The organism is Pseudohongiella spirulinae (assembly GCF_001444425.1).
Lineage (GTDB): Bacteria > Pseudomonadota > Gammaproteobacteria > Pseudomonadales > Pseudohongiellaceae > Pseudohongiella > Pseudohongiella spirulinae.
Map to the genome: position 1 here is coordinate 2,805,561 of NZ_CP013189.1, position 23,470 is coordinate 2,829,030.

Annotated in this window: 16 protein-coding genes and 1 pseudogene; 4 read left to right on the forward strand and 13 right to left on the reverse strand. The window is 54.7% G+C overall.

What is annotated here, in order from left to right:
* Positions 1-10 precede the first annotated feature (10 nt).
* Positions 11-2,221, reverse strand: a complete 2,211-nt coding sequence (locus tag PS2015_RS12985; RefSeq protein WP_058022631.1) for an acyl-CoA dehydrogenase — start codon at positions 2,219-2,221, stop codon at positions 11-13.
* Between the two features lie 135 nt (positions 2,222-2,356).
* Here PS2015_RS12985 and PS2015_RS12990 point away from each other — a divergent pair, with 135 nt between their 5' ends.
* From PS2015_RS12990 to PS2015_RS13005, 4 genes are all read left to right on the forward strand, one after another.
* On the forward strand, positions 2,357-3,916 hold the full coding sequence (locus PS2015_RS12990; RefSeq protein ID WP_082628135.1) for an alkaline phosphatase family protein: 1,560 nt from the start codon (positions 2,357-2,359) through the stop codon (positions 3,914-3,916).
* 79 nt (positions 3,917-3,995) lie between these two features.
* Positions 3,996-6,023, forward strand: coding sequence for a 3-hydroxyacyl-CoA dehydrogenase NAD-binding domain-containing protein (locus tag PS2015_RS12995; RefSeq protein WP_058022632.1), 2,028 nt, complete (start codon positions 3,996-3,998; stop codon positions 6,021-6,023).
* Positions 6,016-7,311: an acetyl-CoA C-acetyltransferase gene (locus PS2015_RS13000; RefSeq protein ID WP_058022633.1), complete on the forward strand. Its 1,296-nt coding sequence runs from the start codon at positions 6,016-6,018 to the stop codon at positions 7,309-7,311. Before PS2015_RS12995 ends, PS2015_RS13000 begins: the two co-directional genes overlap by 8 nt.
* Positions 7,312-7,332: 21 nt before the next feature.
* Complete coding sequence (locus PS2015_RS13005) at positions 7,333-8,880, forward strand: amidase (protein ID WP_058022634.1); 1,548 nt, start codon at positions 7,333-7,335, stop codon at positions 8,878-8,880.
* Here PS2015_RS13005 and PS2015_RS15965 read toward each other — a convergent pair.
* The 12 genes and pseudogenes from PS2015_RS15965 to mutL all read right to left on the reverse strand — a co-directional run bounded on the left by PS2015_RS15965 (position 8,872) and on the right by mutL (position 23,469).
* Positions 8,872-9,963, reverse strand: a complete 1,092-nt coding sequence (locus PS2015_RS15965) for a phosphate acyltransferase (protein ID WP_335338276.1) — start codon at positions 9,961-9,963, stop codon at positions 8,872-8,874. The genes PS2015_RS13005 and PS2015_RS15965 overlap by 9 nt on opposite strands.
* Positions 9,937-11,163, reverse strand: a pseudogene (locus PS2015_RS15970) (malic enzyme-like NAD(P)-binding protein); the annotation flags it as partial. The gene PS2015_RS15965 and the pseudogene PS2015_RS15970, both read right to left, overlap by 27 nt.
* Before the next feature lie 176 nt (positions 11,164-11,339).
* A complete protein-coding gene (locus PS2015_RS13015) occupies positions 11,340-12,377 on the reverse strand; it encodes an alpha/beta fold hydrolase (RefSeq protein WP_058022636.1) in 1,038 nt (345 codons plus the stop codon).
* A gap of 88 nt (positions 12,378-12,465) precedes the next feature.
* Positions 12,466-14,190, reverse strand: a complete 1,725-nt coding sequence (locus PS2015_RS13020) for a potassium/proton antiporter (protein WP_058022637.1) — start codon at positions 14,188-14,190, stop codon at positions 12,466-12,468.
* A gap of 56 nt (positions 14,191-14,246) precedes the next feature.
* Positions 14,247-15,539, reverse strand: coding sequence for an adenylosuccinate synthase (locus PS2015_RS13025; RefSeq protein ID WP_058023364.1), 1,293 nt, complete (start codon positions 15,537-15,539; stop codon positions 14,247-14,249).
* A gap of 25 nt (positions 15,540-15,564) precedes the next feature.
* Positions 15,565-16,773: an ATP phosphoribosyltransferase regulatory subunit gene (locus PS2015_RS13030; protein WP_058022638.1), complete on the reverse strand. Its 1,209-nt coding sequence runs from the start codon at positions 16,771-16,773 to the stop codon at positions 15,565-15,567.
* Positions 16,774-16,853: 80 nt separating this feature from the next.
* Complete coding sequence (gene hflC, locus PS2015_RS13035; RefSeq protein ID WP_058022639.1) at positions 16,854-17,720, reverse strand: protease modulator HflC; 867 nt, start codon at positions 17,718-17,720, stop codon at positions 16,854-16,856.
* A 5-nt stretch (positions 17,721-17,725) separates the two neighbouring features.
* Positions 17,726-18,931, reverse strand: coding sequence for an FtsH protease activity modulator HflK (gene hflK, locus PS2015_RS13040; protein ID WP_058022640.1), 1,206 nt, complete (start codon positions 18,929-18,931; stop codon positions 17,726-17,728).
* 76 nt (positions 18,932-19,007) lie between these two features.
* On the reverse strand, positions 19,008-20,276 hold the full coding sequence (gene hflX / locus PS2015_RS13045) for a ribosome rescue GTPase HflX (RefSeq protein WP_058022641.1): 1,269 nt from the start codon (positions 20,274-20,276) through the stop codon (positions 19,008-19,010).
* A 13-nt stretch (positions 20,277-20,289) separates the two neighbouring features.
* Complete coding sequence (gene hfq / locus PS2015_RS13050; protein WP_058022642.1) at positions 20,290-20,562, reverse strand: RNA chaperone Hfq; 273 nt, start codon at positions 20,560-20,562, stop codon at positions 20,290-20,292.
* A gap of 82 nt (positions 20,563-20,644) precedes the next feature.
* The gene (gene miaA, locus PS2015_RS13055; protein ID WP_058022643.1) at positions 20,645-21,550 is read right to left on the reverse strand and encodes a tRNA (adenosine(37)-N6)-dimethylallyltransferase MiaA; all 906 of its coding nucleotides are present in this window, start codon (positions 21,548-21,550) and stop codon (positions 20,645-20,647) included.
* 44 nt (positions 21,551-21,594) lie between these two features.
* On the reverse strand, positions 21,595-23,469 hold the full coding sequence (gene mutL / locus PS2015_RS13060) for a DNA mismatch repair endonuclease MutL (RefSeq protein WP_058022644.1): 1,875 nt from the start codon (positions 23,467-23,469) through the stop codon (positions 21,595-21,597).
* Position 23,470: the final 1 nt, after the last annotated feature.

A 23,470-nucleotide genomic window follows, 5' to 3' on the forward strand; every position in this document is an offset into this window, starting at 1 on the left:
ATGGCGGCTCTCACTTGTCCTGAAAATAATCTTCCGGCTTGAAAACATCCACTTCAATGGCCGCCATCGCCGCCTCATTGGCAGCTTTTAACTGCTCGGCCTCATGCTGACTGATGACTTTTGCGGCCACCGCCTGATCGGCCAGTTCATAAGGCAGTCCGCGCGGCAGAGTCCGTGTCTTTTGTGCCCTGGCAATCTTTTGGGAGATTGGCTGCACCTCGGTGTATAAACGGAAGGCTTTCATCAGACGCCCCATACCAGGCTCATCTTCCGGTGCCGGCGCAATGCCATCGGTCAGACGTTTGTATTGTTCATCCATTAATTGAATGGATGCCGCCGCCTTGCGTACCACCTTATCGGAGGGGCCTCGCGACAGCGGGTTCAGTCGCAGGAATAATGCAGACGGACCTCGCAGCCACCACCCAACCAATGGCGCTTCAAAATTGGCGTGTATGCCTTCAAAAGCCTCTTGTACCTGCGCCAGCGCGAACTCACAACTGAACTGCAGCAGCGGCAGATCTTCCGGCCGGTTTCCTTCGGCTTTGTAACGTCGCAGCGCAGACAGCGCAAGTACTTGCCAGGTCAGTGCATCAGCGAAACGTCCACCCAGGCTGCCACGCGCTTTCAGTTTGCCGCCGATCAGATAAAGCGCCAGGTCAGCCAGCAAGGCATAGCGTGATGACGCCCATGCCAGACGGCGGTAATAGGTCGCCACCGGGCCAGGCTCCGGACTGCCGGCACTGAAGCCACGGGTCAGGCCGCGCACTTTGCTGCGCAAGAAATTACTGGCGGTATGCCACAACCAGCCCAGCAGTTTGTTGCGGAAAGCACCGGCATCGCCGTCTTCAACCGCTTTCACAAGCGGCAGGGCGTAAGGATGACAGCGGGTTGCGCCCTGACCGAAGGTAATCAGCGTGCGCGTCATGATGTTGGCGCCTTCCACCGTAATACTGACCGGTGCGCTGGCGTAACCGCCACCCAGAATATTATTGGGCCCCTGCATGACACCGGCGCCGGAGAACACATCCATGCCGTCAATAATAGCTTTTTGCGTGTATTCCGTGCTACTTGACTTGAGCAGTGCCGAAATCACCGGCGGTTGTTCACCCGCATCGAGTGCCGAGCAGGAATAAACCCGAGCACCTTCAAACATATAGGCAAATCCGGCAATACGTGCCAGTTTTTCCTGAATACCCTCCATCAGACCAATCTGGATGCCAAACTGATGACGAATCATGGAGTAGGCTCCGGTTGCCGCAGCAATATATTTCATGCCACCGATGGCACCCGCCGGCAACGACACTGCGCGACCTCCGGCCAACTGCTCCATGAGCATACGCCAGCCCTGCCCCGCGTACTCTGGTCCGCCGATAATCTGCTCGGGCGAGGCAATCACATCCTCACCGATAATCGGACCATTATAGAAACTCATGCCAATGGGCAGGTGGTGATCACCATTATGCAGACCAGGCGTGCCTTTATGCAGCATGATGACGGTAATGCCGGGGTACTCTCCCTTGCCAAGCAGGTTATCCGGGTCATGCATCTGAAAGGCCAGTGAGATCAGATTGGCGGCCGGCGCCAGAGTGATATAACGCTTGCGGAAATTCAGCTTGATTTTGACTTCGCCTGCCTCGTCTTTAAACACCACGCCTTCGGCCTTGATTGAAGCGGCGTCGGAGCCGGCCGTCAGCTCTGTCAGACCAAAACACGGCACATATTCGCCGCTGGCCAGCTTGGGCAAATAATCTTTCTTTTGCTGATCAGTACCATAATGTTTCAGCAGCTCTGCAGCGCCCAGCGAGTTCGGTATCACTACAAAGGTGCCAACGGTCGGGTTGTAGGCGTTAATTTTGGCCATGATCGAGGAAATAGCGAGGGTCGAAAATTCCTTGCCGCCATACTCTCTGGGTATCAGTAGTCCCATAAACCCCTGTTGTTTGATGAAGTCCAGCACCTGCTCGGGCACGCGGCGGGAGGTAATGATGTCGTAGCTGTCAATCATGCGACACAGTTCTTCAACAGGTCCGTCGATAAAGGCCTGTTCCTCTTCTGAATGGCGGTTGTAGGGCTCTTTCAGCATGCTGACAAAGTCCGGATTGCCCGAAAAGATTTGCCCGTCTATCCAGACGGTGCCCGCTTCCAATGCCTGTCGTTCGGTATCAGAGATGCGCGGCAATACATTGTTATCGCGCATGAACTTCATAATTGCACCAAACATAGATTCCTCTCAGCGTGTCACAACAACAGTAATAAATTATGGTATACCCATTGTACGCAATTCACATGACAGCGTCTTTATGAATGCGTTCATTTTTTTAGTTAATTTCGATAAATCAATTCTATCGGAGACATTATGACAGTCCGACACCTTTTCGCCGGGACCATTCTGACCACCTTGTTGAGTGCGGCTGTTGCAGCGCAGCCAACCATCTACCCTGCACCGACTGATGAAACACCCGAATTCTGGCAGCAAAGCGGCGCGACGGCTTTGCAGCAGGCGCTGGCCACTCAACCCAATACCAACCAGGCTCGTAATGTCATCCTGTTCGTTGGCGACGGCATGGGCATCTCAACTATCACGGCAGCTCGGATTTTCGTCGGCCAGATGCAGGGATCCAGCGGTGAAGAAAACCTGCTTAGTTTTGAACACTTCCCGCATGTCGCATTATCAAAAACCTACAACACCAATCAGCAGACCTCAGATTCTGCCGGCACCATGACCGCCATGATGAGCGGTATCAAAACCCGCGCTGGTGTTATCGGTGTCAATCAATATGCAACCCGGGCGGACTGCGCCTCGGCTCAGGGCACTGAAGTTCCCTCGCTCATGCAGCAGGCTGCCGGGCGCGGCATGGCCACCGGGTTTGTGACAACCACCCGGGTCACCCACGCCACCCCGGCAGCCACCTTTGCCCACAGCCCGGAACGGGACTGGGAAAGCGATGCAGACCTGAGTGACGAAGCGCGCCGCAACGGCTGTGTGGATATTGCTGCGCAACTGCTGGCGTTTGATTATGGGCATGGCATCAATGTGGCCATGGGCGGCGGCATTGAGGCATTTGTGCCGAGCACAGAAACAGAGCCGGTAAGCGGGCGGGCAGGAGCGCGCCAGGATGGTCGCAACCTGACCCGTGAATGGCAGGAAAAATACGACAACAGTGCCTTTATCTGGCATCGCGATCAGTTAAACAGCCTGGATCTTGAAAATACCCGGCACCTGCTGGGCCTGTTCAGCCGCTCACAGATGAGTTATGCCTTTGACCGACCGGTGGGCGAATCCGGTCAACCCACGCTGCCAGAAATGACTTCGGCGGCCATTCAGCTCTTGCAGAATCAGTCCGGGGATAACGGTTTTTTCCTCATGGTCGAGGCTGGTCGTATTGATCACGCGCATCATGCCGGCAATGCCTTTCGTGCACTGCATGACACTGAAGAGCTGGCGAGAGCCGTTGATGTTGCACAGTCACTGACGCAGGATCAAGACACGCTTATTATCGTCACCGCCGATCACAGTCATACCCTGACCATCGGCGGTTACGCCACCCGCGGCAACCCGATTCTTGGCACCGTCATCGCCAACAACGATCATGGGCATGCTCACGACACCCCTCGCCTGGCCCAAGACCAGATGCCCTTCACCACTCTAGGCTACCGCGACGGTATGGGATATTCGGAAGCCGCCGGAGGTGATCGGCGTTATGCGCAGCCGGTAGCTGCCGGACGCCATAATCTGTCAGAGGTAGACACCACACACCCGGACTTCCATCAAGAGGCGCTGGTGCCTCTTGAATCGGAGGGCCATGCCGGCGAGGACGTAGCCATCTTCGCTCAGGGACCATGGGCACATCTTTTCCATGGTGTACATGAGCAACACTATATCTACTATGTCATGCGGCACGCACTGGGCTGGTGAGTTAAGCATTTGTCAGCCACTGCTCGCTCAGGCAAAATGAACGGATTCAGCAGCAATGCAATGACTGAGCGAGGTAGTCATGTCAGAGACATCAGCCAATACGGTGCCGGAAGCGATCGACGCCAATGCGAGTAAATTTCGCCACTGGCGTCTGAGCCGGGATCGCGACAATATTATCTACGCTTACCTGGACAGAGAAGGTGAGCGTGTAAACTCCTTGTCCAGAGCCGTTCTGGAAGAGTTTGAGCAGCTCATCGTCATGGCAGAAACTTCATCGCCACGTGGATTGGTGCTGCTGTCCGGCAAATCCACCGGCTTTGTATTCGGGGCCGATGTCAAAGAATTTGAAGGCTTTACCGACCCGGCAGCAGTGACCGCAGAGATCCAGCGCGTGCATGACATGTTCAACCGTCTGGAAAATCTGAAATGCCCAACTGTGACCGCCATTGAAGGCTATTGCCTGGGCGGTGGTCTGGAAATGGCTCTGGCCTGCGATTACCGGATCGCCAAAGATGTACCCGCCACCCGCATTGGTTTCCCGGAAGTGCAGCTGGGTATATTCCCCGGCTTTGGCGGATCAGTCCGCTCTGTACGAACTGTTGGTGGGCTGAAAGCCATGGAGCTGATGCTGACAGCCCGCCAGCTTAAAGCGCGGCAGGCAAAGGCGATCGGCCTGATTGACCAATTGATCGGACGACATGAAGAGCTGCTGTGGGCAGCCCGCAATGCGGTATTAAAAGGCAAGCGGCACCGTGGCCCTGGTCTGGTCGGCAGGCTGAGCAACCTTTGGCCCATCAGACCATTACTGGCCGAGCAGATGCGCAAACAGACCCGTCGCAAAGCCCGTCCGGAGCACTATCCGGCACCTTATCGTCTGATCGATACCTGGGAGCAGTTTGGCGGCAATCGCAAGAAAATGATGACAGAGGAAGCTCGCGCCGTAGGCGAGCTGATGGTTTCACCCGCCGCTATCGGCCTGAGACGTGTATTTCATTTGATGGAACGTCTAAAATCCCAGGGCAAGCAGGCAGATTTTAAAGCGCGACATGTGCACGTGATTGGTGCCGGCGTGATGGGCGGTGACATTGCCGCGTGGTGTGTCCTGCGTGGACTTAATGTCAGCCTGCAGGACCGTGAGATGAAATACATCACACCAGCTCTGAAGCGCGCCGAAAGCCTGTTCCGTAAAAAACTGCGCGATCCCGCCAAAGTCAAGGCTGCGCTGGACAGGCTGAGACCCGATCCGGAGGCCGAATTTGTTGGCATGGCCGATGTGGTGATTGAAGCTATTTTCGAAAACAGAGAGGCCAAACAGGAGCTGTTCAAATCACTGGAACCGGCATTAAAGCCGGGCGCGATACTGGCCACAAATACCTCCGCAATACCACTTGAAGAATTGGCAGCAGTGCTGGCTAAACCGCAGCGATTGATAGGACTGCACTTTTTTAATCCGGTTCCCAAAATGCCACTGGTCGAAGTGGTTGGCGGAAAGGACTCAGATCCGGCTGAACTGAGCAAGGGCGCCGCATTCTGCCAGCAGATCAGTCGCTTTCCGCTGCCAGTGAAAAGCAGTCCCGGTTTTCTGGTCAACCGCATACTGGCACCCTACATGATGACAGCTTTGCAGTTGCACAGGGAAGGCGTACCGGCTGAAGCACTGGATGCAGCAGCCGAGGCATTCGGCATGCCCATGGGTCCGGTTGAACTGGCTGACACCGTGGGCCTGGATGTCTGCCTGATGGTTACTGGTGTTCTGGGCAACGAGGAAGAAGGTCTGCCCGAGAGCCCGGAAAAAGCCTTTATCCAGAAACTGGTCGACGCCGGCAAACTCGGCAAAAAATCCGGTGAAGGTTTATATCGCTGGGAGAAAGATAAACCGCAAAAGAACGCCAACAACATTGCCGGACATAATCTTGAAGAGCTGGCTCACAAGCTGGTACAGGCCTATACCAGGGAATGTCAGGCGGCATTGGCTGATGGCGTGGTGGCAGATGCGGACCTGCTGGACGCCGGTATGATTTTCGGCACGGGTTTCGCGCCGTTTCGTGGTGGCCCGCTCTACTACCTGGAGCAACATAAGCAGCAGGAGACAGATAATCGTGTATAACTCAGAGAATCACAGTAACACGCTTCGCAAAGTCGTCATTGCCGGCGGCGTACGCATCCCCTTCTGCCGATCAAATTCTGTGTATGCTGAGCTGAGCAATCTGGATATGCTGGCGGACACTCTGCAGATGTTAAGCACCCGATTCTCACTGGCTGGCAAAAAAATCGATGAAGTGGTGGCTGGCGCAGTCACATCGCACAGTAAAGACTGGAACCTGGCCCGCGAGGCCCTGCTGAGCACAGAACTTTCCCCCGCTACGCCAGGTATCACACTTCAGATGGCATGCGGTACATCCTTGCAGGCAGCATTGATGTCAGCCGCTAAAATTGCTACCGGACAAATCGATTGTGCTATTGCCGCCGGCACTGATACCACCAGCGATGCGCCTATTGTCTTCAAGCGCCGATTCGCCCATCGATTATTAAAAGTCAGCCAGGCCCGCAACATGAAAGCCAGGCTGGCGGCTCTGAAAGGATTCAGGCTGTCTGAGCTTGCTCCTCAAGCCCCGGCTAATGGCGAACCACGCACCGGCCTGGCAATGGGTGAACACTGTGAACTCATGGCCCACGAGTGGGGGGTCACCCGTCAGGAGCAGGATCAACTGGCCCTGGAAAGTCACCTGAAAGCCGCAGCGGCTTACGATGCCGGTTTTTTTGATGACATGGTGCAAATGTACGAAGGGGTAGCCCGCGACAATAATCTGCGCGCTGACAGCACATTGGAAAAACTGGCAGCACTCAAGCCAGCCTTCGACAAAAAACATGGCACTTTAACCGCCGGCAACAGCACACCGCTGACTGACGGCGCCGCAGCCGTTCTGCTGTGCAGTGAGGAGTGGGCCAAGGCTAACGACCTGCCCATCCAGGCTTACCTGACCGCCGGGCGCAGCAGCGCCATCGATTTTGTGCATGGCGAAGGCCTGCTGATGGCGCCGACCGTTGCCGTCAGCGAGCTGTTGATGCACACAGGTCTGACATTGCAGGATTTCGATAGCTACGAAATTCACGAGGCATTTGCCGCACAGGCTTTATGCACCCTGAAGGCCTGGGAAGACCCTGACTTTTGTCGCCACAAACTCGGCCGCGACCATGCCATGGGTGCCATCGATAGAAACAGGATGAATATCAAAGGCGGATCATTGGCCTTTGGCCACCCGTTTGCCGCCACCGGCGCCCGCGTGCTTGGCAACATGGCTGCCATTCTGGAGGAACGTGGCAACGGTCGCGGCCTGATTTCCGTGTGCACGGCAGGCGGCATGGGCGTTGCCGCCATCGTCGAGCGCCCCTGACATCCTGAGAGAGCAACAATAATGTCAAAACACTGGATTGCGACGCTGGTAGCCGGGCTGATACTGGGACTCAACACCACAGCTGGCCAGGCCAATGATGAATGGCTGGAACTGTCGGTTCCTGACATCATGGCGATGTTTGACAGCGGCCAATTGAGTAGTGAGACTCTCACCCGCTTCTATCTGCAGCGTATCAGCGAAATCGACCAGCAGAGCGGCATCAATGCCATTACAACGATCAACCCCGACGCGCTGGACGATGCCCGACAAGCCGACGAACAGCGCCGGACTGGTGGCACGTCAGGAGCACTGCATGGCATTCCGGTGCTGATCAAAGACAATGTCGACGTCGCCGGACTGGCAACCACGGCCGGCTCCCTGGCCTTAAAAAACAATATCGCCCAAACTGACGCTTTTCTGGTTCAGCAATTGCGGGCTGCAGGCGCTATCATCTTAGCCAAGACCAATATGGCTGAATGGGCGTTCAGCCCGAATGTGACGGTCAGTTCGGCAGCGGGCATTACCCGTAACCCCTACAATCTGCAACACACGCCGGCAGGCTCCAGCGGCGGGACCGGGGCAGGTGTCTCAGCAAATTTTGCGGTAGCTGGTATAGGCACGGACACCGGCAACTCAATTCGGGGCCCCTCCTCTCATAACGGCCTGGTCGGCATACGCAGCACCATGGGCCTGGTCAGCCGCATGGGAATCGTCCCGCTGTATCTTCGCAACGACATCGCCGGACCAATGGCTCGCACTGTTACTGATGCTGCCATTATGCTGCAGGCTATTGCAGACATCGATGACACCGATCCGGCAAGCGTCCACAGACCTGATGTTCTGCCGACCGACTATGTAAATGCGCTGGACGCCGACAGCCTGCGAGGTGCCCGCATTGGCGTTATGGGCTACTACCGGCGTCAGGGATCAATTGATGCGGAAATTCTTGGGCTGTTTGATCAGGCCGTGGAAGACATGAGAAGTCTGGGCGCCATCATTATCGAGGATTTCAGCATTCCAGATTTTGAATTATTGATTCAGAACAACTGGTGCAACACTTTTGAAATCGACGTGAATCATTACCTGAGTACTCAAACACAGGCCTTTGCCACCCACTCGCTGACAGAAGTCATCGAGTCTGGTCTGTATTTACCGGGAATCGCCGACAGTTTGCAGGGAATGCAAGCCGGTGCACAATCGTCTGCCGACTGCCCGGACCTGTTTAATCATGCTCGCAACAACACCTTCAGAGCAGCCGTGCTTGATGCCATGCGGACTTATAGTGTTGATGCCATCGTCTACCCGACGTGGAGTTTTCCACCACGCCGTATCGGCGATAACAGTAGTCCCGCCGGAGATAACAGCCAACATATCGCCCCGCACACCGGACTGCCCGCCATCACCGTCCCCATGGGTTTTGCCGGCCCCGGATTGCCAGCCGGCATCAGTCTGATCGGCCACTTGTTCAGCGAGGCAAAGCTGATCGGTTTTGCTTACAGTTATGAGCAGGCCACACAACACCGCAGGACTCCAGTGCTGCCTGATTCAAAAGCAGCTCAGTCAGACTGAGCTGCTTTGATTGCGCTGGTAGATATCCGCAGATGCCAGTGCTGTCAGGTTCAGAATACCGCGACCAGAAACAGACGGAATCAGGATGTGCGCTGGTTTTTCCAGGCCATTGAGGAAAGGGCCTATCAAACGTGCATTGGTCAGCGAACGCAGCAGTCCCAGCGCAATACTGGCAGCATCCATGTTAGGCATAATCAGAACATTGGCCCGACCCTTGATATTTGCCCCTTCAAATACCGTGGCACGCAGCTCCGGATTCAATGCTGAAAAAGAATGCATTTCACCATCAATCTGCACCTCAGGCATTTCCATACGCAGGCGGTGCGCGGCACTTTTCATTTTTAACGCCGAAGCATCTTCGTAAGTGCCAAAGTTTGAATGTGAAAGCAGAGCCACAACAGGTTCGATATCAAAGGACTGCTGGACAAATTTAACAGCGTCTTTGGCAATCTCGATAATCTCATTTTCTGTTGGATCCACATTGACAAAAGGATCGGCTAGAAACAGCGGCCCATCGTCCATCAGCAGGACACAGATAGAAGACAGTCTGGCACCGGGCTTCGTAGAACGGATGATGGGGCGGATGTCACGCAAATGTGAATCAAAACGGCCGACCTTGCCGCACACCATACCATCAGCTTCTCCCAGTGCCACCATCAGTGCCGCCAAAACCGTTGTATTGGTATGAACAGCATTCTTGGCAGCCTCCACGGAGACACCTGAGCGGCCCACATGTTCGTGGTAGAACTGCCAATAGCGTTTATGCACATCGGCTTCTTCCGAGTTAAACACCTTAAAGTCCCGGCCCGGCTCGAGGCGCAGACCAATACGTTCAATTTTCTCTGCGATGACCTGGGGACGCCCGATCAGGATTGGTTTGGCAACACCTTCATCTACGACAGCCTGCATGGCAAGCAGCACATCATCATTTTCACCTTCCGCATAAACAATACGTGCCGGGTGTTTTTTAGCCAGATCAATATTCGGCTGCATGAACAGGCGACTGCTGTTTACATAGGCGCTCAGCTTGTTCCGGTAGGCATCCAGATCTTCAATCGGTCGTGTTGCCACACCACTTTCCATGGCGGCCTTGACCACCGCCAGCGGAACTTCTTCGATCAACCGCGGATCGAAGGGCTTGGGAATCAGATACTCACGACCAAACTTCAGGTCTTCGTCAATATAGGCCTTGGCAACTGTTTCAGAAATCTCCCGTGTTGCCAGGTCAGCAATCGCCCGCACACAGGCACGCTTCATTTCATCATTGATATGTGTTGCGCCGCAGTCCAGGGCACCCCGGAATATAAACGGGAAGCACAATACATTGTTCACCTGATTCGGATAATCCGAACGGCCGGTGGCCAGAATGGCATCAGGTCGGGCTTCACGCGCCAGTTCCGGCATGATCTCCGGAATGGGATTGGACATGGCCAGAATCAGCGGATCGCGGGCCATGGTTTTGACCATCTCGGCATCCAGCACGCCGGGACCTGACAGCCCCAGGAACAGGTCAGCGTCGACGATGGCATCACGAATGGTGCGATCCTCAGTCTCGACGGCAAACTTCTCCTTCCAGGGATTCATGCCTTCCGTGCGCCCCTTATAGATCACACCATTGCGATCCAGCATGCGGACATTTTCTTTTTTCACGCCCATGGTCAGCAGCAGTTCCACACAAGCGATACTGGCCGCTCCTGCACCGGAAGCGACCAGCTTGATATCCTCAAAGGATTTATTGACGATGCGCAGGCCGTTATACACAGCCGCCGCCGCCACGATGGCGGTACCGTGTTGATCGTCATGGAAAACCGGAATCTTCATGATGTCGCGCAGTTTACGCTCCACCAGAAAACACTCGGGCGCCTTGATGTCTTCCAGATTGATACCACCGAAGGTCGGCTCCAGGGAGGCAATAATCTCTACCAGCTTGTCGACATCCGTTTCATTGATTTCAATATCAAATACATCCAGGTCAGCAAACTTCTTGAACAGAACAGCCTTGCCTTCCATGACGGGTTTGGCCGCCAGTGGTCCAATATTGCCCAGTCCCAGTACGGCGGTGCCATTGGAAACCACCGCCACCAGATTGCCGCGTGCAGTCAATCGCGCCGCTTCAGTGGGATCTTCGGCTATCGCTTCGCAGGCAAATGCCACGCCCGGTGAATAGGCTCGGGACAAATCACGATTATTGGCCAGTGGTTTGGTCGGCCGAATAGCCAGTTTTCCGGGCACAGGTTCGGCATGGTAGCGAAGTGCACTGTCCTTGAATGAATCATCTGACATGATCAGTTTCCTTAACTTTCAATTGAAATTTGCGCAGCAATCAGTAGAACGACCGCTCGAACATTATAGACCTGCGCTGAGTATTGGTCGACCATCCAGTTCAACCGTCTGCCTCCAGACTAAAAAGGGAGGCCATTCAGACCTCCCCTCTTTGATCTGACAACAGACTCACCGAACTACCAATCTGTCGCTGCCGTATCCGGATCTGAGCGCAAAAATGCAATCAGATCTCTGTGGTACTGCTCCGGATATTCAAAGTGCGGATTGTGCCCGATGCCTGGATACTGATGGATGTCAGCATTCTGCAGCGTATCAGCAATATGCTGGGACAACTCTGCAAATCCGGGGCTCAGTCGGTCATCCTGACCGCCCAGCACCAGCGCCTTGGTGCTGATGTGCTGCCAGTCATAAACCACCGGATCAAAATACAGAATAGCCTGCTGCCAGGCGCGCACACGCGCCAGCATGGGCCATTCATCGATCAGCGTCTGACCATACTGGAGCCGCACGAAATCCAGATATTCCGGCTTGATTTCAGTGTTGTAGTAGCGCATATGATTAGCCAGGATGGAGCGATAAGTCGTGCCCGTTCTCACACCTTCAGCGGCCTCATGTACATCTCGCCAGGGGCGCGATTGTCGCTGATCTGTCATGCCAATCTGATTGACCAGCACCATGTGCGTGGTTGTTTCCGGATAAGTCATGGTGAAACGTGCTGCCAGCATGCCTCCCATGGAATGCCCGACAATCGCGGTTTTTTCCACGCCGAGATGCTCAAGCAGCTTTTTTGAATCCGACGCAAAGATGTGCAGGTTGTAGGGGATATCCAGTTTGGACGATTTGCCGTAACCCACGCGGTCAGGAATGATCACGCGAAAACCAGCCGCCGCCAGTTCATCAATGGTTGGCGCAAACCCGATTCCGCCAAAGTTCATGCCGTGAAACAACATAACATTCTGCCCGTTCGCCGGACCTGTCGGAGCCACGTCCATATAAGCCATCACACCATCTTGACCAAAATGGCGGATCGGCATGAATTCGACGGGGTGCGGGTAGGCGATTTCTTCCATCATCATGGAAACCGGACCCCAGTCAGATGGCGCCTCATCCGGCGGAGTGAATGTTTGTTGGGCGACGGCACTAACACTCAAAATAATTGCAGCGACGCCTAAAAGCGGCCGACGCAAGCCGGTAAGCACACGATCTGATAACATGAAATTCTCCTGTAATTGCCTGGTGTTATTGTTTTTAAGACAGTCTTTAGCTGGTTGACTGCAAGTGTACCTTATTCGGCCTTAAAAGTTAGCTCGCCAGTTTCATACCCACGCGCTTTATGCCCCGCTCATCCATGGCGGCAACTGTCCATACAAACCCCTGCCACTCCAGCTGATCACCCAGGACCGGTTTACCACCCATTCGGCGCTGCAGAAATTCGCCGATGGTCTGGTCGAGCGCGGATGGATCCGGGTGCAGACCATATACCGGCACCAGATCCGCAATTCGCGCGGCGGCGTCAAGAATGAAGTCTCCGAAAAACCAGTCGTCCATACCGCGTGTCGGTGCCTGGCTGAACAGTTTACCCAGAGCGGGCAAATCATGTTCGTGGCCAACTATGCAGAGAATGTCATCGGCCAGAAGTCGCGTACTGCCGGTAGGGTGTAACAACTCGTGGCCGCGGAACAGCGCGGCAATGCGGGTCCCTTCCGGCATTCGTAAACCGCGTAACTCTTTACCAATGCACCACTTTTCCGAACCCAGCCGATAGACGAACAACTCCCATTCACTGGTCGGATGAATTTCCAGCCCCGCGCGCGAAATGGGTTGCGGTTGTGCCGGAATCTGAACTTTTGCCAGTCGGGTCGCTAACGGTATTGACGAGCCCTGCACCACCAGGGACACCAGGACAACAAAAAATGCCAGATTGAAATAAAGCTGTGCATCCGGCAGTCCGGCCATCACCGGATAAACCGCCAGAATAATCGGTACCGCACCCCTCAGTCCCAGCCATGAGATATACCAGCGCTCGCGCATCTTGAAGCGACTGAACATCATCAAACTGAGCATCACCGCCAGTGGCCGCGCAACCAGAATCATCCACAACGCCAGCAGTAATCCAGGCAAGGCAACCGGCAGCAGCTCACTGGGCGTGAGCAGCAGTCCAAGCACCAGAAACATACCAATCTGACTGAGCCAGGCCAGGCCATCCAGCACACTGAGAATCGAGACCCGGCTGCGCAATGGTCTGTTTCCCAGAAAGAGCCCACACAAATAAATGGCCAGGAAGCCACTTCCACCTGAATAATTGGTTATCGAGAAGACCAGCAGCCCACCGCTGACCGCCAGTAATGGATAGAGACCGTTCGCCAATGTTGAATAATTGACAATCCTTAGCAGTGCCCAGCCACCGGCCAGACCGAACACAATGCCCAGACCAAACTGCTGAACCAATTGCAAGGCAAAATCGATGGCGGTGGGAGGGTCAGCTTGCTGAACCTGCGCCAGCATACCGATCAGCGCTACGGTCAGAAATATTGCCATCGGATCGTTGCTGCCCGATTCAATTTCCAGCGTTGCCCGCACCCGTTCATTGATATGTCGGCTACCCAGCAATGAGAATACCGCAGCCGCATCCGTAGAGCCAACTATGGCCCCGATTAACAACCCCTGCAGCAGACTTAACTCAAATAACCAGGCCGCAACCACACCTGTCAGAGCAGCGGTGATGACTACGCCGATGGTTGCCAATGACAGTGCTGGGCCAAGTGCCACTTTAAAAGTGGCGACACGGGTTCGCATACCACCATCAAACAGAATAATGGCGAGCGCGAGGTTACTGGCGAAAAAAGCAAGAGAATAGTCGTTAAACAGAATGCCGCCGAGGCCTTCCTCACCGGCGAGAATGCCGACACCCAGGAATATCACCAGAATGGGTATCCCCAGGCGCGACGACAATGCACTGACCAGAACACTGAATCCGACCAGCAAAGCACCAATCAGAAACAGACTGTTAATGGACACAAAGTCCATGATACCTCCGACTTGATACCGGCAGCGCCTGCTCGGCAGCCTTCAGTATTGATCAATCAGCTTTGGAAAGGGTGGCGCAAAACAATGGTTTCATCACGATCCGGTCCGGTCGAGATAATGTCAACTGGCGCCTCAATGGCCTGCTCAATATACCGGATATAAGCTCGGGCATTCTCGGGCAAAGCCTCAAGTGAGCGCACGCCAACCGTGGACTCCTTCCAGCCTGGCAATTCCACATAAACCGGCCGCAGGCTTTCATAACGATCCACAGTCATCAGACCGTTCTGACTTTCATCCTGTCCTTCATATCCAACGCAGACCTTGATAGTCTCCAGCCCGTCCAGTACATCAAGCTTGGTCAGACAGATGCCGGAAACACTGTTGATACGAATAGCCAGTTTTACGGCCGCCGCATCAAACCAGCCACAGCGTCTTGCGCGGCCAGTCGTCGCACCTTTTTCCATGCCCACATCCGCAAGATGCGCACCCACTTCGTCGAATAGTTCTGTCGGGAAAGGACCTGAACCAACCCGCGTCGTGTAAGCCTTGGTAATACCGAGTACATAATCCAGATACAGTGGCCCATAACCACTGCCGGTTGCTGTGCCTCCAGCGGTGGTGTTAGAAGACGTGACAAACGGATAAGTGCCGTGGTCGATATCCAGCAACGACCCCTGGGCACCTTCAAACATCAGGTTGTCGCCGGCTTTACGATGTTCGTGAATCAGCTCCACAGTGTCTGCCAGCATTGGACGGATCTGTTCAGCATAGTCCAGACACTGACTCAGCGTCTGATCATAATCAACGGCTTCGGCATTATAGTATTGGGTCAGCATGAAGTTATGGAACTCCATGACCTCTTTGAGACGGGCAGCAAAATGTTCCGTATTAAACAATTCACCCAGACGAATGCCACGGCGCGCAACCTTATCCTCATAGGCCGGGCCGATACCCCGACCCGTGGTGCCAATTTTACCGGAGCCCAATCTCTGCTCACGTGCCTGATCCAAAGCGACATGGGATGGCAGAATGACCGGACTGGCACCGCTGATTTTCAGCCGCTCACGAACCGGCACACCCTGCGCTTCGAGCGCAGCAATTTCTTTCATCAGGGCTTCCAGGCTGACCACCACGCCATTGCCGATCACACAGGTAACGCCATCACGCAAAACGCCGGACGGAATCAGGTGCAGAACCGTCTTTTTGCCACCGATCACCAGCGTATGCCCGGCATTGTGACCACCCTGGAAGCGAGTGACGACCGCCGCCTGTTCAGTCAGCAGGTCAACAATTTTACCTTTACCTTCGTCACCCCATTGTGTGCCTAAAACAACAACGCTTTTACCCATAGCCATTTGTCTCTGCTTTCTAATATCAATCAGTTGTGGTGTTCAATTCAACTACTTGCCAGTCACCCGGCATTTTTTCAACAATCTGGTGCGTGCACTTCAGTTCTGCCAACAAGTCCCTGCTCGCCTCTGAATCATCCAGGTGACGAATCACCACACTGCCGCTACTGCGCAATGATCCAATCAATGCAACCAGCATGGCATCATCAGAATTGGGTGCCAGCACAACTTTACGATGTGGCGGCAAACTTTTGCTCAGCCTGGCCAGTATTTTCAGGTCGACATCGAACCCTGAAGCCGGGCGGGCCCGTCCGAATGCTTTACCTATATCATCATAGCGTCCGCCTTTGGCAACAGCCCGACCATAACCAGGCGTGTAAGCGGCAAACACGATGCCGGTATGATAGGTATACCCTCGTAATTCTGACAGATCGAAGCCCAGGGTGACATCACTCAGATTCCGCTGCAGCAATTCTGCTATCTGCTGCAGTTCAGCAAGCGCCTGTCGGGTCTGGGGCGGCGCATGCGCCAAGACCTGTTCGGCCTCTGCCAGCACCGCGGCATCGCCGCTCAAACGGGCCAGCGACTTCAGCATGCGGGCAAGGTTTATATTCTCCACCCGTTGATCCAGCCAGGTATCAATCTCGTCGTAAACTTTGCGCTGCATGGCGTCAAACAGTTCGTTTTCGGCATCAGCATCCAGGCCGGCTGCTGCGACCAGACTGCGGAATATATCAACATGACCCAGCACAATGTGCACTGACTCGATCTGCGCAACGCGCAGGGTTTCCGCCATCAGGGAAATCACTTCAGCATCACAGGCAATGCCGGCATAGCCGAATAACTCAGCGCCAAGCTTTATCGGCACGCGCGACGTCAGAAGGCCACGCGGACGTGTGTGTACGACGCTGTCGGCATAACACAACCGCACGGGCCCTTCTCGATGCAGATTGCGTGCATCAACGCGCGCGACCTGTGGCGTTATATCTGCCCGCAAGCCCATCATCCGTCCGGTCAACTGATCTGTCAGCTTGAAGGTATGCAGATCCAGGTCGTGCGATGAGCCAACCAGCAAAGCATCCAGATATTCAACCAGTGGTGTAATGACAAATTCATAACCCCAGGCCTGATACAGATCCAGAATCTCGCGGCGCAGGTACTCAAGCCTGGCAGCCTGCGGGGGTAACAGTTCCTCCACCCCTTCTGGCAGCAGCCAGCGGTCAGCCTTTGTCATTGTTGCGTCCTGTTTTTACTGTTTACTTAAAATCAAAACGGCACCGCACTGACGTGCGGTGCCGGTATTGTAAGGCCTGTTCAGCGCGCCTGTTCAGATCTCAGGTATCGGAAGTACTCACTATCCGGCTCCAACAGCATGACATCATTCTTGGAGGAGAAAGTCTGCCGATAGGAGTTCAGGCTGCGTGTAAATGAATAAAACTCCTCATCCTTGGTGTAGGCCGCAGAGTAAATGGCGGCCGCCTGGGCATCACCTTCACCGCGGATGCGTTCCGCATCCCGGTATGCTTCAACCAGCAGAACGGCTTCCTGGCGATCAGCATCTGCTTCAATACCAATAGCCAGCTCATTACCACGCGAACGCAACTGCTGAGCTTCACGCTGACGCTCCGAGGTCATCCTTTCATAAACAGAGGAACGGACATCGTCAGGTAAATCGATACGCTTGACTCGCACATCAATCACCTCAATGCCGTATTCATCGGCTGTGTATGTGTTGAGCTCTTCGGTCAATTCCATCATCAGCGCATCACGCTGACCGGAGACGACTTCCTGCAGATCGCGCTCACCAAATTTGTTACGCAGTCCGTCATTGACACGTTGTGCCAGCAGTGCATTGGCGCGCGCCTCGTCACCCGATGTGGCGGTATAAAAACGCAACACATCGGTAATACGCCACATGGCATAAGAATCAACCAGCAGGGCTTTCTGTTCCAGTGTCAGGTAACGTTGCGGAGTCGCATCAACGGTTAACACCCTGGCATCAAACTTTCTGATGGTATTGATATAGGGTACTTTGAAGTGAATTCCCGGCGGGATATCTGCTCGCACAATATCGCCAAACTGCAGCAACACCGCGCGCTCGGTTTCCTTGACCACAAAAATCGAATTGGCACCAATCAATACCGCCAATACTACGACAGCTCCAAAAAAGAAATTTTTCACGTCGCTTACCTCCGTACCGGGACAGACTGGACACGGGCCCGGTCCGATCCTGACTGTGAGTTGATTTCACGGCTGACCTGGTCAGCCAGATCCCGAATCTGCTGACTGTTGAGCTGCAACCGGGGCGTTGCTCCCGTCGTGGTATCGCTGGCTTCACTCAGCAGGCGATCCAGGGGCAAAAACATCATGTTATTGCCACCTTCTACATCAATCAGCACCTTGCTGGTGTTGCTCAACACCTCTTGTATGGCATCGATGTAAAGACGCTCGCGCATCACTGAAGGTGCTTTTTCGTACTCGGTCAGCAGTTGCTCAAAACGAAAGGCTTCACCCTCTGCCCGCGCAATGACTTCATCACGGTAGGCGTTTGCCTGTTCAATGATACGTTGCGCTTCACCACGTGCCTCCGGAATCACACGGTTGGCATAGGCCAGTGCCTGGTTCTGGGCACGCTGTTCGTCTTCTCTTGCCCTGATCACGTCGTCAAAGGCGGCCTGCACAGCGACCGGCGGCTGAGCATTCTCAACGTTAACCTGAGTGACCTGAATACCCGTCTGATAGGTCTCCATATAGCTCTGGGTCCGCTCACGTACCTCGGCCGCCACATCCGCACGCCCCTGAGTCAGTACCCGATCCATTGTAGTGCCACCAACAACATGGCGTACAGCTGACTCAACCGCCTGATCAAGACCGCGCTGCGGATCCCGCACCTGCAGCACAAAGCGAACCGGATCGAGCACGATATATTGAACAGAGATGCTTACCGTGACGATATTCTCGTCTGTAGTGAGCATGTCGTTAGAATATGAACGGGTGTTAACCCTGGAAATATTGACCTTCTGCACTTCATCAATAATGGGGGGGTTCCAACGCAGACCCGGCATCACGACTTCGTTTTGCAACACACCAAAACGCAACACAACGCCGCGCTCCGCTTCATCAACTGTGTAAAAACCCATCGCCGCCCAGACAACGGCTGCCAGCACCACCAGCCCACCCAGCATGCCTGCCGACACGCCAGCACCGCCGGAACCGCCGCTGCCACCACTCTGACCGCCTTTACCACCGAACAGAGCATTAAATTTTTTGCTGAGATTACGTATCAGCTCGTCAATGTCGGGCGGACCCTGATCATTGCCGCGACGACCACCACCCCCATTACCCCATGGGTCGTTGTCGTTACCTTTATTTCCTGGTTCATTCCAAGCCATCGTCTACTCCATACCCAGCGAATGCCGGACGATTTTAACGAATTATTACCCATTAACCCAGCATTACTGACAAAGCTCAGCGGCGGGCGTCTTCCTGCATCAATCGATCGAAATCCTGTCTGGGCAATCTGACGCTCAGCACCACCTGCCCATGATCATCAACCTGCTCTGTCGTGACTGCACCACGCTCATAGAGTCGTGCCCTTAACTTGCCCTGATTCGGAGACAGGGTCAGCTGCCGGTTGACTATATCGTGACCGAGTCGCTCACTGATTGCTTGCAGAAGCAGATCAATACCCAGGCCGTCACGTGCTGAGATCCACACCCGCTCCGGCTGGCCCTGGTCGTTGCGATCTATCCTGGACTCAAAACCATCCAGCAAATCGATCTTGTTCAGCACCTGCAGTGTCGGGATATCATCAGCGCCGATTTCAGTCAGCACCTCATGCACCTGCTCGATGTAATAATCGTGGTCTTCGTTGGCGATATCCACCACATGTAACAACAAATCTGCCTGACTGGTTTCTTCCAGGGTCGCCCGGAACGCCTCTACCAGCTTGTGTGGCAGGTGGCTGATAAACCCGACCGTATCAACCAGAATCGCCTCCCCGAATGAGGGCACATTAATACGCCTGAGCGTTGCATCCAGCGTTGCAAACAATTGATCTGCCGCGTAAATATGGGATTCAGTCATCACATTGAACAACGACGACTTGCCGGCGTTGGTGTAGCCAACCAAAGAAACGATGGGCACTTCTGCACGCTTGCGCGAACGCCGTCCCTGCTCGCGTTGCGCCCGCACTTTGGCAAGACTCTTGTTGATATTTTTGATGCGCTGACGAATCATGCGCTGATCGAGCTCCAGCTGGGTTTCCCCCGCACCACGCAGATTAACTCCGCCTTTCTGGCGGTCCAGGTGAGTCCAACCACGTTTCAGACGCGTGACCATATGCTGTAACTGAGCCAGCTCGACCTGCAACTTGCCTTCGTAAGTGCGCGCACGCTGCGCAAAGATATCAAGAATCAGTCCGGTACGATCCAGAACCCGGCACTTCAGTGCCTTCTCAAGGTTTCGCTCCTGACTCGGGGACAGCGAATGATTAAAGAGCACCAGCCCGGCTTCATGCTGCCTGACGGCTTCCGCGACTTCCTCCAGCTTGCCCTGACCAATAAAAGTCCGGGCATCTGGAGTCTTGCGGCTGCCTTTGATGAAACAAACCGGCTCCGATCCAGATGATCTGACCAGTTCCTCAAACTCTACGGGGTCTTCCTGCTCACGCTCTGAATCCAGATCTATGTGAACAAGTACGGAAGACTCGCCACCTTCGGGACGTTCAAAAAACAATCATGCCCTCGATTCAGGCAACATTACCTGGCGCTGACTCATCGTCATCTTGGTTGAAGTCGCCGCCCTGGGTCGGGATCTTTACCGTCCGGGCCGGAACGACTGTGGAAATCGCGTGCTTATAGACCATCTGGTTCACGGCATTTTTCAGCAGGATGACAAACTGGTCGAATGACTCTATCTGGCCCTGCAGCTTGATACCGCTGACCAGATAGATTGATACAGGAATACGCTCCTTGCGAAGCACATTCAGGAAAGGGTCTTGTAAGGAATGCCCTTTTGACATTGCTATTCTCCTTAAAAATAAAAGCGTTGACCGTGATAACCAAGCAGTACGGGTCCGTCCAGCGTGGCAAATTATCTGAGCATTACATGGAGACTGTCTGCAGATATTTCAAGACAGAATCCATGGTATCGTCGCGTTCACTGTCGAAATTGAGCGCATTTTCCCAACTTCTGAGCCAGGTCACCTGACGTTTAGCCAGTTGCCGCGTGGCAATGATACCTCTTTCCACCATCTCATCATAGCGGATTTCACCAGCCAGAAATTGCCAGATCTGGCGATATCCAACACAGCGAATCGACGGCATGGCGACATTGAGATCTCCACGCCTGTACAACTGTTCGACCTCAGCAACGAAGCCTTGTTCCAGCATCAGGTGAAATCGTCTGGCGATCTTGCTGTGTAATACGCTGCGCGCCGACGGCTGGATTGATAGAAACAGCAGATTCTCCTTGCTTGCTCCCCGGTTGGCCTGCTCATGCAGGGCGGTCATGGTTTGCCCCGTCAACCGGTAAACTTCCATAGCCCGCTGCAGACGCTGCGGGTCATTGGGATGAATTCGCGCTGCCGACGCCGGATCCACGTCAGCCAGCTCGGCATGAACCGCATCCCAACCCGATTTCTGTGCCAGAAGAGTAATTTCATCGCGAATCTGCTGGTTGGCAGGCGGCATAACAGCCAGGCCGTCGCGCAGTGCCTTGAAATAAAGCATGGTGCCGCCAACCAGTAAAGGCACCCTGCCTGCCCGGCGGATCTGCGCCATCTCCGATACCGCATCCTGACAAAACTGCGCCGCAGAATAACTCAGCGCAGGATCCAGAAAATCAAACAGCCGGTGGGGTGCTATGGCCAGTGTTGCAGCATCCGGCTTTCCGGTACCGATATCCATATCACGATAGATCTGCGCCGAATCAACATTGATAATGTCCATCGGTAATCGCTTTACCAGTTCAACGGCAAGTGCCGTTTTGCCCGATGCAGTCGGACCCATCAGGCAGACAGCAGGGCATGTTTCAGGGTCGAAGTGCACAGTCCTCAGCGCCCTCTGAGAAACAGCTTGTCCAGATCTGCCATGCTCTGAAACACCCAGGTTGGACGACCATGATTACATTGACCACTACGCTCGGTGCGCTCCATGTCACGCAACAAAGCATTCATTTCCGGCACACTTAACTGCCGGTTGGCTCGCACCGCCCCATGACAGGCCATGGTGGACAACAACTCATCACGATAATCGCTGATTCTCTGGCTGCTGCCATGCTCACGCACATCGGCTAATACGTCACGCACCAGTTGTTCTATGTCGGCGCGCACCAGCAAGGCCGGCACCTGTCGTACCAAAACTGATTCACTGGCAACACGCTCCAGCTCAAAGCCCAGAGCGGCCAGGGCCGATGCCTGCTCTTCCGCACAATCTGCCTCTGCGCTGCTCACCGCGACTGAGACAGGCACCAGCAGAGGCTGAGCGCGTATACCCTGCGCATCAACCGCTGATTTCATCCGCTCATAAGTTATACGCTCATGGGCGGCATGCATGTCCACGACAATCAAGCCCTCAGCATTCTGTGCCAATATATAAACGCCATGCAGCTGAGCCAGAGCAAAGCCCAGCGGCGGGACTTCGCCATCGGCAACAAGGCGCTGATAAGCAGCGGCCTGATCCTGGAGTTGTGCTGACGAAGGTTCCGGCGATAACGCCCAGATGGATCGACCATACCCACTGGCGTGTCCCTGCGACCCAAGCCCAGTCGGCCTGATCGGCGCGGACTGGTCTCGCTCGCTGTAGGGAAGAATTTCTCCGGTAACCTGATCAACCCGCAACCCCAACGATGATTGCTGTGCCGATGGAACATGCGGCGGCGCAGACGCGCTGCCCTGGGCCGTGGCCAGTTGATCATCCGGTCGCACATCAGCAAGCGCTTTATGCAAAGAGCGAAACAGAAAATCATGCACCAGACGCTGATCACGGAATCTGACTTCATGCTTGGTCGGATGCACATTCACATCCACCAGAGACGGCTGCAGTTCGAGGTAAAGCACAAACGCGGGATGGCGACCACCATACATAACGTCACGGTAGGCCTGCTTGATAGCATGCGAGACCAGTTTGTCTCGTATCACGCGGCCATTCACGTAGAAGTATTGCAGATCAGGCTGACTGCGCGAGAAAGTCGGCAGACACACCCAGCCCCAAAGCCTGAGCCCCGACGCCTCCATATCGATATAAACAGCATGTTCCAGAAAAGCCGGACCACAGACCAGGCCGATCCGGCGCTGCTTTTCCTGTACCGATTGCGCACTATGTAATTGATGCACGGTGCGCTGATTGTGACGCAGACTCAGACTGACGTCGAAACGGCTCAGCGCGAGGCGCCTGACCACCTCATCGATACGACCAAACTCAGTGTTTTCTGTGCGCAGAAATTTTTTGCGCGCCGGCGTATTAAAAAACAGATCACGCACCTCAACGCTTGTACCGGTCGGATGCGGCGCAGGGCTGAGTGTGGCAGCCATATCCTGCCCGGCCGCTTCAACCTGCCAGCCACCGGACTCGCCACTGTCTGAAGCACGTGATGTCAGCGTCAGCCTGGAGACAGAACTGATACTGGCCAGGGCTTCCCCGCGAAACCCGAGGCTCTGAATATTTTCCAGATCATCCAGGTCAGCAATTTTGCTGGTGGCGTGTCGACTCAGAGCCAGAGTCAGATCGTCTTTCGGGATCCCGCTGCCATCATCGCGAATACGGATCAGTTTGCTGCCGCCCTGCTCCACTTCGACATCGATGCGGTGTGCACCGGCATCCAGACTGTTCTCCAGCAGCTCTTTGACCACCGATGCCGGACGCTCAACTACCTCGCCGGCCGCAATCTGGTTGGCCAGACGCTGGCTGAGCAAAGCTATTCGTTTCATA